This is a genomic window from Brevibacillus laterosporus DSM 25 (assembly GCF_002706795.1).
In the GTDB taxonomy this organism is placed as follows: domain Bacteria; phylum Bacillota; class Bacilli; order Brevibacillales; family Brevibacillaceae; genus Brevibacillus_B; species Brevibacillus_B laterosporus.
Genome location: NZ_CP017705.1, coordinates 2,306,295 through 2,320,963 on the forward strand (window position 1 = coordinate 2,306,295; position 14,669 = coordinate 2,320,963).

A 14,669-nucleotide genomic window follows, 5' to 3' on the forward strand; every position below is an offset into this window, starting at 1 on the left:
AGAAAGATTGGAGGACAATGAAATGAATCATGAACAAATTTTAGAAGCTATCAAAGGTATGTCCGTTCTTGAGTTGAACGATCTAGTAAAAGCAATCGAAGAAGAGTTTGGTGTAACTGCTGCAGCTCCTGTAGCTGTTATGGCTGGTGGCGCTGAAGCAGCTGCTGAGCAAACTGAATTCACTGTTAACCTAGTTAGTGGTGGAGCTTCCAAAATCAACGTAATCAAAGTTGTTCGCGAAATCACTGGTCTTGGCTTGAAAGAAGCAAAAGACTTGGTTGACAACGCTCCTAAAGCACTTAAAGAAGGCGTTTCTAAAGACGAAGCTGAAGGCATCAAAGCTAAGCTTGAAGAAGCAGGTGCAACTGTAGAAGTTAAGTAATTTCTTCTACTTTCTATAGTGAAATCCCCCTTACCGTTAAGGTTGGGGGATTTCTGCTATCTAGGCTTATTTGATCTTGATTGAATTGCTTGGGAAAGGAGGCAAGAGGATGAGTGATCATTATTACACAAACCGACCACAATCGGCACATGAGGAAGCTGAATTTAACTTTGAGCTACTTGGAAAAACCTATCACTTTACTACCGATAGTGGTGTTTTTTCTCGGGAACGAATTGATTTTGGGAGCGTGCTTTTGATAGAAACCATGCAGTTTTCGGAACATGCGCGCGTTCTTGATGTAGGCTGTGGCTATGGCCCGATGGGTTTTGCGGCTGCATCGATAGCTAACAAAGGGCTCGTTACTATGATTGATATAAATGAACGAGCAGTAGCACTTGCAAAACGGAATGCAGAGCGAAATGGAATTTCCAATGTGGAGATTATGGCCAGTGACCTTTACGAGCAAGTAGAGGATAGAGAGTTTGATGTTATCTTAACCAATCCTCCCATCCGAGCTGGAAAAGAGACGGTGCATCGCATTTTCACAGAAGGTTATAAGCTTTTAGCGCCTGGCGGTGAAATGTGGGTTGTTATTCAAAAGAAGCAAGGTGCACCTTCTGCTATTAAAAAAATGGAAGAATATTTTCGAGAGGTAGAAACTGTCGGAAAAAGCAAGGGTTATTTTATAATTCGAGCAAGAAAATAACCAAATCTCCTTGACGAGGCATTTCCCTTATGTTAACATTATAAAATGTCAATATGGGTTAAATGTCTAAACTGAGCGATTCCTGATTTGTCAATACCTTTTTGTGCTGATTTTTATGCATAGAGGGTTAAAGCTGTAAAAGGTTGGGAATTCTTTTAGAATAGAGTTTTTTATCAAAAATGAGGTTAAATGGTTAACCCATTTTTATTTTTGTGTCTTCAGCGTCTGGTGTTATATTACTAGATGCTTTCCGTTTTCCTAAATTAAGAGGGAAGACATGTTGCGGTCAACATCTAACTAAAGGGTGTTGCAACAAATAGTGAGGGGTGAATGAGTTGGCAGGTAAACTGGTCCAGAGCGGTAAGCACCGCCAGCGTCGCACGTATTCTCGAATCAACGAAGTACTGGGACTACCTAACCTAATCGAAATTCAGCAAAAATCTTACCAATGGTTTTTGGATACTGGTTTAAGAGAGATGTTCCAAGACATTTCGCCAATCCAAGACTTTACTGGTAATTTAGTGCTGGAGTTTATTGATTACAGTCTTGGTGAGCCTAAATACGGCGTAGACGAGTCGAAGGAACGTGATGTAACGTATGCTGCTCCATTGCGTGTTAAAGTACGTCTTCTAAACAAAGAGACGGGCGAAGTGAAGGAGCAAGAAGTCTTTATGGGAGATTTCCCACTGATGACAGAAACGGGTACCTTCATTATAAATGGAGCGGAGCGCGTTATTGTCAGTCAGCTCGTTCGTTCCCCTAGTGTTTACTATAACACTAAAATTGATAAGAACGGTAAACAGACTTTCAGCGCTACTGTTATTCCGAACCGTGGAGCATGGCTTGAACTTGAAACCGATGCGAAAGATATCATTTATGTGCGTATCGATCGTACTCGCAAAATTCCAGTTACAGTATTACTACGTGCTTTAGGTTTTGGAACTGATAAAGATATTCTAGACCTTTTGGGTCATGATGAGAAATTCGTAAATAACACGCTTGAAAAAGATAACACCGATTCTACTGAGAAAGCTTTGATTGAAATCTATGAGCGTTTGCGTCCAGGTGAACCACCTACTGTAGAGAACGCGAAGAGCTTATTGATTTCTCGCTTCTTCGATCCAAAGCGCTATGATTTAGCTTCAGTAGGTCGCTATAAAATGAACAAAAAGCTCCATATTAAAAACCGCCTATTTAACCAACGTCTTGCTGAGACGCTGATTGATACAACAACAGGTGAAATCATTGCAGAAGCAGGTCAAATTATTGACCGTCGTGTAATGGAAAAAATTCTACCTATGTTGGAAGGTGGCGTAAACTATGTGGACGTACGTACACATGGTGGAGTTCTAGAAAACGAAACGATTACTCTTCAATCTGTAGATATCTTTGATGAAGAAGGTAAAGTAGTTAAGATTATCGGTAATGCTAATATCGATATGTCTGTAAAGCATATTACTCCGGCAGATATCGTTTCCGCAATTAACTATTTTATTAACTTACTTCATCGCATAGGTACTACAGATGATATTGACCATTTGGGTAACCGTCGTCTACGTTCTGTAGGTGAATTGTTGCAGAACCAATTCCGTATTGGTCTTTCTCGTATGGAACGTGTGGTTCGTGAACGCATGTCCATTCAAGACCAAAATCAAATTACTCCGCAGGCTTTGATTAACATCCGTCCTGTAATCGCGGCGATCAAAGAGTTCTTTGGTAGCTCCCAGCTTTCACAGTTCATGGATCAGACGAATCCGCTTGCTGAATTAACACATAAACGCCGTTTGTCCGCATTGGGACCTGGTGGTTTGACACGTGAACGCGCTGGTTTCGAAGTGCGAGACGTGCATCACTCTCACTATGGACGTATGTGTCCGATCGAGACTCCAGAGGGACCAAACATCGGTTTGATCAACTCCCTGTCTACTTTTGCTCGTATTAATGATTACGGCTTTATTGAAACACCTCGCCGTAAAATTAATCCTGAAACAGGCGTTGTATTAACTGAGATTGATTATTTGACAGCTGATGAAGAGGATGTATATAACGTAGCTCAGTCGAATCAGCCATTAGCTGAAGATGGTAGATTTGCAAACGAGATGGTTATTTGCCGCCGTAAAGGTGAAATCCTTAACGTACCTCGCGATAAAGTAGACTTTATGGATATCTCTCCTAAGCAGGTTGTATCGGTTGCGACAGCGTTGATTCCGTTCCTTGAGAACGATGACGCCAACCGTGCTCTGATGGGATCAAACATGCAACGTCAGGCCGTTCCTTTGCTAATTCCTCAAGCTCCGTTCGTAGGAACTGGTATGGAACACAAAGCAGCGCAAGACTCCGGTGTTGCAGTTGTTGCGAAATGGCCTGGAAAAGTAGAGCGTGTAACAGCTCGTGAAGTAATTGTAAGACGTTATATAGAGGTTGACGGTAAACAAGTTGCTGGAGATCTAGATAAATATAAAATGCACAAATTCATCCGTTCTAACCAAGGGACTTGCATTAACCAACGTCCGATTGTAAAATCTGGTGATATTATCGAAACAGGCGATATTATCGGTGATGGTCCGTCCACTGAGAAGGGTGAATTGGCACTTGGTCGCAACGTTATCGTAGCGTTTATGACTTGGGAAGGTTATAACTACGAGGATGCGATCTTGTTAAGTGAAAAACTGGTTAAAGATGACGTCTACACGTCCATTCATATTGAAGAATATGAATCAGAAGCACGTGATACGAAGCTAGGACCAGAAGAGATTACACGCGATATCCCGAACGTAGGGGAAGAGGCGCTGAAGAATCTTGATGAACGTGGTATCATTCGCGTTGGTGCTGAGATTCGCGATGGCGATATTCTTGTTGGTAAAGTAACTCCTAAGGGTGTAACAGAGCTAACAGCTGAAGAGCGTCTATTGCATGCGATCTTTGGTGAAAAGGCACGAGAAGTTCGTGATACGTCACTACGTGTACCACACGGTGGCTCTGGTATTGTTGTTGATGTAAAAGTATTTACTCGCGACAATGGCGATGAATTGCCTCCAGGTGTTAATCAACTAGTGCGTGTATACATTGCTCAAAAACGTAAGATTTCCGTTGGAGATAAGATGGCCGGTCGACATGGTAACAAAGGGGTTATTGCCCGTATCATGCCGGAAGAAGATATGCCGTTCCTACCGGATGGATCGCCAGTTGAGATTGTATTGAATCCACTGGGTGTACCATCGCGTATGAACATCGGTCAGGTACTTGAAACACATTTAGGTATGGCTGCTAAATTGTTGGGTATTCACGTAGCGACTCCTGTTTTCGGTGGTGCGCGTCAAGACGATGTTCTTGATACACTTGAAGAAGCTGGATTAGACCGCGACGGTAAAACCCTCCTATATGATGGCCGTACAGGTGAATCATTCGATCGCCGTGTAACAGTAGGTTGCGTGTACATGCTGAAACTGGCTCACTTGGTTGACGATAAGATTCATGCTCGTTCAACTGGACCATACTCTCTTGTTACGCAACAACCATTGGGTGGTAAAGCTCAATTCGGTGGTCAGCGCTTCGGGGAGATGGAGGTATGGGCGCTTGAAGCATACGGTGCCGCATATACTCTGCAAGAGATCCTCACCGTTAAATCTGACGATGTTGTTGGTCGTGTGAAAACGTACGAAGCGATCGTTAAAGGTGAAAACGTACCAGAACCTGGAGTTCCAGAATCATTCAAAGTATTGATTAAAGAACTTCAAAGCTTAGGTATGGACGTAAAAATCCTCTCTGGAGACGAGCAGGAAATTGAAATGCGCGAAACCGATGATGAGGATGAAGGAACTGGAGAAAAGTTAAATCTCTTACCTGAAAGCATAGGCGCACAAGATGAGTAAGATTCCGGTACAAGAGGGAGGTAACGCCCTGTGATTGACGTCAATAATTTTGAATATATGAAGATTGGTTTAGCTTCTCCCGATAAGATCCGTTCGTGGTCTTTCGGGGAAGTTAAAAAACCTGAAACAATTAACTACCGTACCTTGAAGCCCGAAAAAGATGGTTTGTTCTGTGAACGTATTTTCGGACCAACCAAAGATTGGGAATGTCATTGCGGTAAATACAAGCGCGTTCGTTATAAAGGTGTGGTTTGTGATCGATGCGGCGTTGAGGTAACTCGTGCAAAAGTGCGTCGTGAACGTATGGGGCATATTGAGCTTGCTGCTCCTGTTTCCCACATCTGGTATTTCAAAGGTATCCCTAGCCGTATGGGTCTAGTACTGGATATGTCTCCTCGTTCCCTTGAGGAAGTTATCTACTTCGCTTCTTATGTAGTAGTAGATGCGGGAGATACTCCTTTGGACAAAAAACAACTTTTGTCTGAAAAAGAATACCGTAACTATCGTGAAAAATATGGTCAATCCTTCCAAGCAGCAATGGGTGCTGAAGCAATTCGTCGCTTGCTGGCTGAAATTGACCTTGAAAAAGAAGTAAGCACTCTGAAGGAAGATTTAAAAACCGTGCAGGGTCAACGCCGCACTCGTGCGATTAAACGTCTAGAGGTATTGGAAGCGTTCCGTAACTCTGGTAATCGCCCTGATTGGATGGTACTTGACGTATTGCCTGTAATTCCTCCAGAATTGCGTCCGATGGTACAGTTGGATGGTGGACGTTTTGCGACATCTGACCTAAATGACTTGTATCGTCGTGTTATCAACCGTAACAACCGTCTAAAACGCCTACTTGAACTTGGCGCACCAGACATTATCGTACAAAATGAAAAACGTATGCTACAAGAAGCAGTGGATGCGTTGATTGATAACGGTCGTCGTGGACGTCCTGTTACTGGTCCTGGTAACCGTCCATTGAAATCTTTGAGTCATATGCTTAAAGGTAAGCAAGGTCGTTTCCGTCAAAACCTTTTGGGTAAACGTGTTGACTACTCTGGTCGTTCCGTTATCGTAGTAGGACCGAACCTTCGTATGTACCAATGCGGTCTACCGAAAGAAATGGCGTTGGAACTGTTTAAGCCTTTCGTTATGAAGGAGCTTGTAGCAAAAGGTCTAGCTCATAACATTAAGAGTGCGAAACGTAAAGTTGAGCGTATTCAGCCTGAGGTATGGGACGTTCTAGAAGAGGTAATCAAGGAACATCCAGTATTACTAAACCGCGCTCCTACCTTGCACCGTTTAGGTATTCAAGCATTTGAGCCGGTATTGGTAGAGGGACGTGCGATTCGTCTGCATCCACTCGTATGTACAGCTTATAACGCTGACTTTGACGGTGACCAAATGGCGGTTCACGTACCATTGTCTGCGGAAGCACAAGCTGAAGCTCGTGTCCTAATGCTTGCTGCACAAAACATCTTGAACCCGAAAGATGGTAAGCCAGTTGTTACACCGTCTCAGGATATGGTGCTTGGTTCTTACTATCTGACGCTGGAGCGCAGAGGAGATGTGGGTGAAGGATCTATTTTCCGTGATCCTGCTGATGCAATTGCGGCTTATGAGAATGCATACATCACGTTGCAAACTCGTATCCTTATTCCGGCTAAGAGTTTGAGCAAAACATCATTTACGGATCAACAACAAGAAGCATTGCTGGCTACTACAGTGGGAAAAGTAATCTTTAACGAGATTTTCCCTCCAGAGTTGCCATACATCAATGCTCCTACAAGAGACAACCTTCAGAACCAAGTTTCTGATGAATACTTTATGTTTGAAAAAGGTCAGGATACAACTGCTTTTATTCAGAGCTTGAAAGATCCAGGTGCTGTGAAAAAAGGCTTCTTGGGAACAATCATTGCTGAATGCTTCCGTCGCTTTGGAACAACCATGACATCTGAAATTCTTGATAAGATAAAAGAATTGGCCTTTAAATATTCAACAAAAGCTGGTATTACGATCGCCGTTGCGGATATCGTGGTTCCATCTGAAAAACAAGCAATCCTTAACTCTGCTGACGAGAAAGTAAGTGCGGTAATGGCGCAATTCCGTCGTGGTTTAATTACCGAAGATGAGCGTTATGACCGTGTTATCTCAATCTGGTCAAAAGCTAAAGATGAAGTAACTGAAGTTCTCATGAAATCAATGGATCAATTCAATGCGATTTACATGATGGCTAATTCCGGTGCCCGTGGTAACGTATCCCAGATTACTCAGCTAGCTGGTATGCGTGGTCTGATGGCAACCCCATCAGGTCGAATCATCGAGTTACCAATCAAATCTAACTTCCGTGAAGGTTTGACGGTATTGGAATACTTTATCTCTACGCATGGTGCGCGTAAAGGTTTGGCCGATACAGCCCTGCGTACAGCTGACTCAGGTTACTTAACTCGTCGTCTAGTAGACGTAGCGCAAGACGTTATCGTTCGTGAAGAAGATTGCGGAACAGATAAAGGTATTCGCGTGAGTGCTATTAAAGATGGTAAGGAAGAAATCGAAAAGCTGTCTGACCGTTTAGAAGGTCGTACCTGCTTTGAAACAGTTCGTCATCCTGAAACTGGTGAGATCCTTGTTCATCGCAATGAGGAAATTACAGAGGAGATGGCTGAATATATCGTTAAACTTGGCATTCAAGATGTTTACATTCGTAACGTACTTGCTTGTCGCACAAGTCACGGTGTCTGCAAACGTTGCTATGGCCGTAACTTGGCAACAGGAGCTGAGGTAGAAATCGGTGAAGCAGTTGGTATTATCGCTGCACAATCTATCGGTGAACCAGGTACACAGTTAACAATGCGTACGTTCCATACCGGTGGGGTAGCAGGAGACGATATCACGCAAGGTTTGCCGCGTATCCAAGAGTTGTTTGAAGCTCGTAATCCGAAAGGTCAAGCGGTTATCACTGAAATTGACTCAGAAGTAGTTAGCATTCGTGAAGATAAAGATAAACACATCATCGAAGTTCGTGGTGAAGCAGAGAACAAAGAGTACGCAGCTCCATACGGTGCACGTATCAAGGTATCTGTTGGTCAAAAACTAAATGCCGGTGATGAGTTAACAGAGGGTTCTGTAGACCCGAAAGAAATGCTGAAAGTACGCGGACAACGCGGTGTATCCAACTACATCTTACAAGAGGTTCAGAAAGTTTACCATATGCAAGGGGTAGAAATCAACGACAAGCACGTCGAGGTAATGATTCGTCAAATGCTTCGTAAATTGCGTGTAATTGATAGTGGAGAAACTGATCTGTTGCCAGGTTCTTTCGTGGAAGTTCATGAATTTGAACTTGCAAATGCAAAAGTTCTTATGTCTGGTAAAAGTCCAGCAGTTGGACGCCCAGTGTTGCTTGGTATCACAAAAGCATCCCTGGAGACAGATTCCTTCTTATCTGCAGCATCCTTCCAAGAAACAACACGTGTTCTTACAGATGCGGCGATTAAGGGTAAAGTAGATAAGCTTCTTGGATTGAAAGAGAACGTAATTATTGGTAAGCTGATTCCAGCTGGTACCGGTATGAATCGTTATCGCAATTCAAGACTATTAAATCGTGAACAAGCAGAAGGTAACACTGACAGGCTAGAAGCTGTATCAGTAGAATCCTAGTTTGCTATATAGATAGAGAGGCGCTTCCTCCTTAGGGAAACCGCCTCCTTATCTATTTAATAGAAAATAATTTTTTATAGAATCATAGGTTGACTTCTATAAGAATAGCTGGTATGATACTTGAGTGTGCCTGATACTCAATTACTTTGGAGGATATGATCATCATGTCTTATGAAAAAGTAGAGTGGGCAAAGGAGTTAACGATCGGTATTAATCAAACTACCAAAGCGATCGAACACGGACTTGTTGAGGAAGTGTTTTTGGCTAAGGATGCAGATAGACGTTTAATACAAAGGATCGCACTTCTATGTAAAGAGAAGGGTGTTCCCGTCAACTTTGTTGATTCCATGAAGCGTTTAGGTAAAGCGTGTGGAATACAAGTTGGGGCAGCCGCTTGTGCAATAAAAAAAAGTGGTTAAGTTATGTTTTTGTTGAAGAACAGTGCGTTTTTCAGGCAAAGGCATCTTATTTTGCCCATAAGTGATTCACCTGGATCTGTGGTCTTACACTAAAGAATGAGGAAGGAGGAAAAAGATCATGCCTACAATTAACCAATTAGTGCGCAAAGGTCGTAAAGATAAAGTCGTAAAGTCTAAGTCCCCAGCTCTACAAAAAGGGTACAACAGCTTTAAGAAATCTCAAACGAACCAAAGTTCACCTCAAAAACGTGGTGTATGTACTCGTGTAGGTACAATGACACCTAAAAAACCGAACTCCGCCCTTCGTAAGTATGCTCGTGTACGTTTAACTAACGGAATCGAGGTTACAGCTTACATCGGAGGTATCGGTCACAACCTTCAAGAACATAGTGTTGTACTAGTTCGTGGTGGTCGTGTAAAAGACTTACCAGGGGTACGTTATCATATCGTACGTGGTGCGCTTGATACAGCGGGTGTTAACAACCGTATGCAATCTCGCTCCAAGTATGGTACAAAACGTCCGAAACCTGCAAAAAAATAATCACATTGCGTGATTACCTTATAATAACTCTAGGAAAAGGAGGGGAACTTGATGCCGCGTAAAGGTCCAGTTGCTCGACGCGACGTATTGCCAGATCCAATTCATAACAGCAAGTTGGTTACTCGTTTAATCAACCGTTTGATGTTGGATGGTAAGCGTGGAGTTGCGCAAAATATCCTATATAACTCGTTTGACATCATTCAAGAACGTACAGGACGCAACCCTATGGAAGTGTTCGAAGAAGCTCTTAAAAACATCATGCCTGTACTTGAGGTAAAGGCTCGCCGTGTAGGTGGTGCTAACTACCAAGTACCTATCGAGGTTAAACCTGAGCGTCGTACGACTCTTGGTCTTCGTTGGTTAGTTAACTACGCTCGTCTTCGTGGTGAAAAAACTATGGAACAGCGTTTAGCTAGCGAAATTATGGATGCAGCAAACAGTACTGGTGCAGCTGTTAAGAAACGTGAGGACACTCACAAAATGGCTGAAGCAAACAAAGCGTTTGCACACTATCGCTGGTAGAATGCAAAGCGGGTATCTAAAGGATACCCGCATATTCTCACATATGAGTATGGAAGGAGCAATTCCTAAATGGCTCGCGAATTCTCTCTAGCGAATACGCGTAATATCGGTATCATGGCACACATCGATGCCGGTAAAACGACAACAACCGAGCGTATTCTTTTTTATACCGGTCGCGTTCACAAAATCGGTGAGACACACGAAGGTGCCGCAACGATGGACTGGATGGAACAAGAACAAGAGCGCGGTATTACAATCACCTCTGCTGCTACGACTGCTCAATGGAATGGTCACCGCATCAACATCATCGATACTCCTGGTCACGTAGACTTCACAGTTGAAGTTGAACGTTCTCTGCGCGTACTTGATGGTACTGTTGCGGTTTTTGACGCGAAAGGCGGCGTAGAGCCACAGTCTGAGACTGTATGGCGCCAAGCAGACCGTTATGGCGTACCACGTGTTTGTTACGTAAATAAAATGGATATCATGGGTGCTGATTTTGATATGTGTTTAGATCAAATCAAAGAGCGTCTAGGTGCTAACCCAGTAGCTATCCAATACCCAATTGGAGCTGAAGATAATTTCACAGGTATCATTGACCTTGTTGAAATGAAAGCTCACATCTATGTAGATGACTTGGGTAAAACTTCTGAAACTACAGAGATTCCAGCTGAGTTGAAAGACAGATGCGAAGAACTTCGCATGCAACTTGTTGAAGCAGCTGCGGAACAAGACGAAGAACTAATGATGAAATACCTTGAAGGTGAAGAGTTAACGATTGAAGAAATCAAAGTTGCTCTACGTAAAGGTACCATCGCAGTTAATCTAGTTCCTGTTCTTTGTGGTTCTTCTTATAAAAACAAAGGTGTTCAATTGATGTTGGATGCAGTAGTTGACTACTTGCCAGCTCCAATTGACGTACCAGCTATTAAAGGTACTCTTCCAGAGAGTGACGAAGTAGTAGTTCGTGAATCCGATGACAATGGTCCGTTCTCTGCTCTTGCATTTAAGATCATGACTGACCCTTACGTTGGTAAACTTACTTTCTTCCGCGTATACTCTGGTACACTTGCTTCCGGTTCTTACTTGCTTAACTCTACTAAGGGTAAACGCGAGCGTATCGGACGTATCCTACAAATGCACGCTAACCACCGCGAAGAGATCCCTATGGTTCACTCCGGTGACATTGCAGCAGCTGTAGGTTTGAAGGATACTACAACTGGGGATACTTTGTGCGATGAGAAATCGCCAGTTATCCTTGAGTCTATGGTATTCCCTGAGCCAGTTATTCACGTTGCTATCGAACCAAAATCTAAAGCAGACCAAGATAAGATGGGTATTGCCCTTTCTAAACTTTCTGAAGAGGATCCAACGTTCCGTACGCACACAGATGAAGAAACTGGACAAACCATCATCGGTGGTATGGGTGAACTTCACCTTGATATCATCGTTGACCGTATGAGACGCGAATTCAAGGTAGAAGCTAACGTGGGTGCTCCACAAGTAGCTTACCGTGAAACATTCCGCGGAACTGCTAAAGTTGATGGTAAATTCGTACGTCAATCTGGTGGTCGTGGTCAATACGGTCACGTTGTGGTTGAGTTCTCTCCACTTGAAGCTGGTCAAGGCTTCGTGTTTGAGAACAAGGTTGTCGGTGGTGCGATTCCTCGTGAATACATCCCAGCAGCTCAAGCAGGTATTGAAGAATCCATGAAAAATGGTGTTCTTGCAGGTTTCCCACTTGTTGACATTAAAGCTGTTCTTCTAGACGGTAGCTACCATGATGTAGACTCCTCTGAGATGGCGTTTAAAGTTGCAGGTTCCTTAGCACTTAAAGAGGCAGCTAAGAAATGTGGAGCTGTTCTTCTTGAGCCAATTATGAAAGTAGAAGTTACTGTACCTGAAGACTACATGGGTGACGTAATGGGTGACATCAACTCTCGTCGTGGACGTATCGAAGGTATGGATGCTCGTGCAAATGCACAGGTTATCCGTGCAATGGTTCCACTTTCTGAGATGTTTGGTTACTCTACAGTATTACGCTCCCGTACACAAGGTCGCGGTCAGTACTCTACGCAAATCGACCACTACGAAGAAGTACCAAGAAATATTTCTGAGGAAATCATCAAGAAAACTAAAGGTGAATAATCAGGATTTATTTTTTGAGAATTTACTTCTAGTGTAGATTTCTCTCTTTATCTTCAAAGAAGAAAGGTTTACAATATTGTTTGGTTATAACCAACCTCATGTAAACCTTTCTCTCTATACTTATTATAAAAACCTTTAATCTTTAAGGAGGCATATATTCTCATGGCAAAAGCAAAATTTGAGCGGAATAAACCCCACGTTAACATTGGTACTATCGGTCACGTTGACCATGGTAAAACAACTCTAACAGCTGCTATCACTACTGTTCTTGCAGTAACTGGTGGAGCAACTGCTATGGATTACGGTAGCATCGACGCTGCTCCTGAAGAGCGCGAGCGCGGTATCACAATCAACACTGCACACGTTGAGTACGAAACAGCTACTCGTCACTATGCACACGTTGACTGCCCAGGCCATGCTGACTATGTTAAAAACATGATCACTGGTGCTGCACAAATGGACGGAGCGATCCTAGTAGTATCTGCTGCTGACGGTCCAATGCCACAAACTCGTGAGCACATCCTTCTTTCTAAACAAGTAGGTGTACCTTACATCGTAGTATTCATGAACAAATGCGACATGGTTGACGATGAAGAGTTGCTAGAACTAGTTGAAATGGAAATCCGTGACCTATTGTCTCAATATGAGTTCCCAGGTGACGATACTCCAGTAATCAAAGGTTCTGCTAAAGAAGCTTTGGACAATCCAAATGGCGATTGGGCTAAGAAAATTCTTGAGTTGATGGAAGCTGTTGATTCTTACATCCCAACTCCAGAACGTGCTACTGACAAACCTTTCTTGATGCCTGTAGAGGACGTATTCACAATCACTGGTCGTGGTACAGTTGCTACTGGTCGCGTTGAGCGCGGTGTTATCAAAGTTGGTGACGCTATCGAAATCATCGGTCTTCAAGAAGAAACTCGCAACTCTACTGTAACAGGTGTTGAGATGTTCCGTAAGCTTCTTGATCAAGCTGAAGCAGGCGATAACATTGGTGCTCTTCTACGTGGTGTTGAGCGTAAAGACATCGAGCGTGGACAATGTCTAGCTAAACCAGGTTCTGTTAAACCTTACACTAAATTTAAATGTGAAGTTTACGTTCTATCTAAAGAAGAAGGTGGACGTCATACTCCATTCTTCGCTAACTACCGCCCTCAGTTCTACTTCCGTACAACTGACGTAACAGGTATCGTTCAATTGCCAGAAGGCGTTGAAATGATCATGCCTGGCGATAACACTGAGTTCACTGTTGAACTTATCGCTCCAGTTGCAATGGAACAAGGTACTCGTTTCGCGATTCGCGAAGGTGGCCGTACAGTAGGCGCTGGCGTAGTATCTACTATCGTTGAATAGTTTTTACTTGATATAAAAACCCGAGGATATTCTCCTCGGGTTTTTTGTATGCTAAGAAAGCAATTCTTTACAACCACGACTATAGTCAAATAATCATCTACCTGTTACAATACCATTCATACTTTTACTTGAGGAGTGGAACAGAAGTGGGAAAGAAAGATTCATACATCTATGTCATACTAACTTCCGTAGTATGTTTCTGGGGACTTAATGTAGTAATGGTGAAATACCTGTCTTTTTTTCCTCCAGTGGTCATTGCAGCCATTCGAATGCTGATCGCAGCAATCGTGTTAACGCCAATTCTTTTTGTTAAGAAGAAAGAAAAATGTAAACTCTCAGTAAAACAATGGTTGTTTATAGTCGCAATCGGTTCCACATCAATTGCTTTGCATCAGATTCTTTTAGCTTGGGGACTTCAACATAGTACGGCTGGAAGCTCCTCATTAATCTTGGCATTAAATCCATTAGCCACTACCTTATTAGCAGCCTTGTTGTTGGGTGAAAAATTAAGTATTCGCAAAGGCATGGGCATTTTACTGGGTTTTACTGGTGTGATTATTGCAGTTACATCAAAAGGGAATGGGCATATATCTTTTGGATTGGGTGAAATTATTATTTTTGGTTCTATGCTCATGTATGTAGCAGGTGGATTGTTTGTAAGAGGAGCTAAGTCAACTGGCTTGCCCGTGTGGGAGCTGACTGCGTATTCTCAATGGATCGGTGCTATTATTTTAGCGGTCTTAAGTATAGGAATTTATCCCACATCTATTTTTCAGGAGATGAATACCAGTTGGTTTACCTGGTTTGTGATTTTTTGTTCAGGAGGTATTTCCAGTGGACTCGGCTCTTTAGGATGTAATTATGGCATTCAAAAGATTGGAGCAAGTCAAACTTCCATCTTTTTGAATGGCATGCCAATAGCCAGTTTGCTTTTTGCTGCTTGGCTTATAAATGAGCCACTTACTTATTTAGCTATAGTTGCTTTATTATGTACGATTGCGGGAGTTTATCTTGGTTCTACTTCCCGTTCCGTAAAAATTCCTGTATGTAATAAAAGGAGAGAAGTTTAGGCAAAGTT

Annotated in this window: 10 protein-coding genes; all 10 read left to right on the top strand. The window is 42.8% G+C overall.

The annotated features are described in order from the left end of the window. Positions 1-22: 22 nt before the first annotated feature. Positions 23-382: a 50S ribosomal protein L7/L12 gene (gene rplL / locus BrL25_RS10975; RefSeq protein WP_018673908.1), complete on the top strand. Its 360-nt coding sequence runs from the start codon at positions 23-25 to the stop codon at positions 380-382. Positions 383-491: 109 nt separating this feature from the next. Further along, the gene (locus tag BrL25_RS10980; protein ID WP_018673907.1) at positions 492-1,088 is read left to right on the top strand and encodes a class I SAM-dependent methyltransferase; all 597 of its coding nucleotides are present in this window, start codon (positions 492-494) and stop codon (positions 1,086-1,088) included. A 335-nt stretch (positions 1,089-1,423) separates the two neighbouring features. Next, positions 1,424-4,960 carry a DNA-directed RNA polymerase subunit beta gene (gene rpoB, locus BrL25_RS10985; protein WP_018673906.1) on the top strand — a complete coding sequence of 1,179 codons (3,537 nt, stop codon included), beginning with the start codon at positions 1,424-1,426 and terminating at the stop codon, positions 4,958-4,960. A 30-nt stretch (positions 4,961-4,990) separates the two neighbouring features. After that, complete coding sequence (gene rpoC / locus BrL25_RS10990; protein ID WP_018673905.1) at positions 4,991-8,608, top strand: DNA-directed RNA polymerase subunit beta'; 3,618 nt, start codon at positions 4,991-4,993, stop codon at positions 8,606-8,608. A 164-nt stretch (positions 8,609-8,772) separates the two neighbouring features. Continuing rightward, a complete protein-coding gene (locus BrL25_RS10995; protein WP_018673904.1) occupies positions 8,773-9,027 on the top strand; it encodes a 50S ribosomal protein L7ae-like protein in 255 nt (84 codons plus the stop codon). Positions 9,028-9,145: 118 nt separating this feature from the next. Next, entirely contained in the window at positions 9,146-9,568 is a 423-nt protein-coding gene (gene rpsL, locus BrL25_RS11000; protein ID WP_018673903.1) for a 30S ribosomal protein S12, read from the top strand. A gap of 51 nt (positions 9,569-9,619) precedes the next feature. Further along, positions 9,620-10,090 (top strand): 30S ribosomal protein S7, encoded by a 471-nt coding sequence (gene rpsG, locus BrL25_RS11005; RefSeq protein ID WP_003333802.1) that lies wholly within the window; start codon positions 9,620-9,622, stop codon positions 10,088-10,090. Between the two features lie 69 nt (positions 10,091-10,159). Then, positions 10,160-12,238, top strand: coding sequence for an elongation factor G (fusA, locus tag BrL25_RS11010; RefSeq protein WP_018673902.1), 2,079 nt, complete (start codon positions 10,160-10,162; stop codon positions 12,236-12,238). 162 nt (positions 12,239-12,400) lie between these two features. Beyond that, positions 12,401-13,591, top strand: a complete 1,191-nt coding sequence (tuf, locus tag BrL25_RS11015; protein WP_018673901.1) for an elongation factor Tu — start codon at positions 12,401-12,403, stop codon at positions 13,589-13,591. A 146-nt stretch (positions 13,592-13,737) separates the two neighbouring features. Continuing rightward, positions 13,738-14,661 carry a DMT family transporter gene (locus BrL25_RS11020; protein WP_018673900.1) on the top strand — a complete coding sequence of 308 codons (924 nt, stop codon included), beginning with the start codon at positions 13,738-13,740 and terminating at the stop codon, positions 14,659-14,661. The last annotated feature ends 8 nt before the right edge of the window (positions 14,662-14,669 follow it).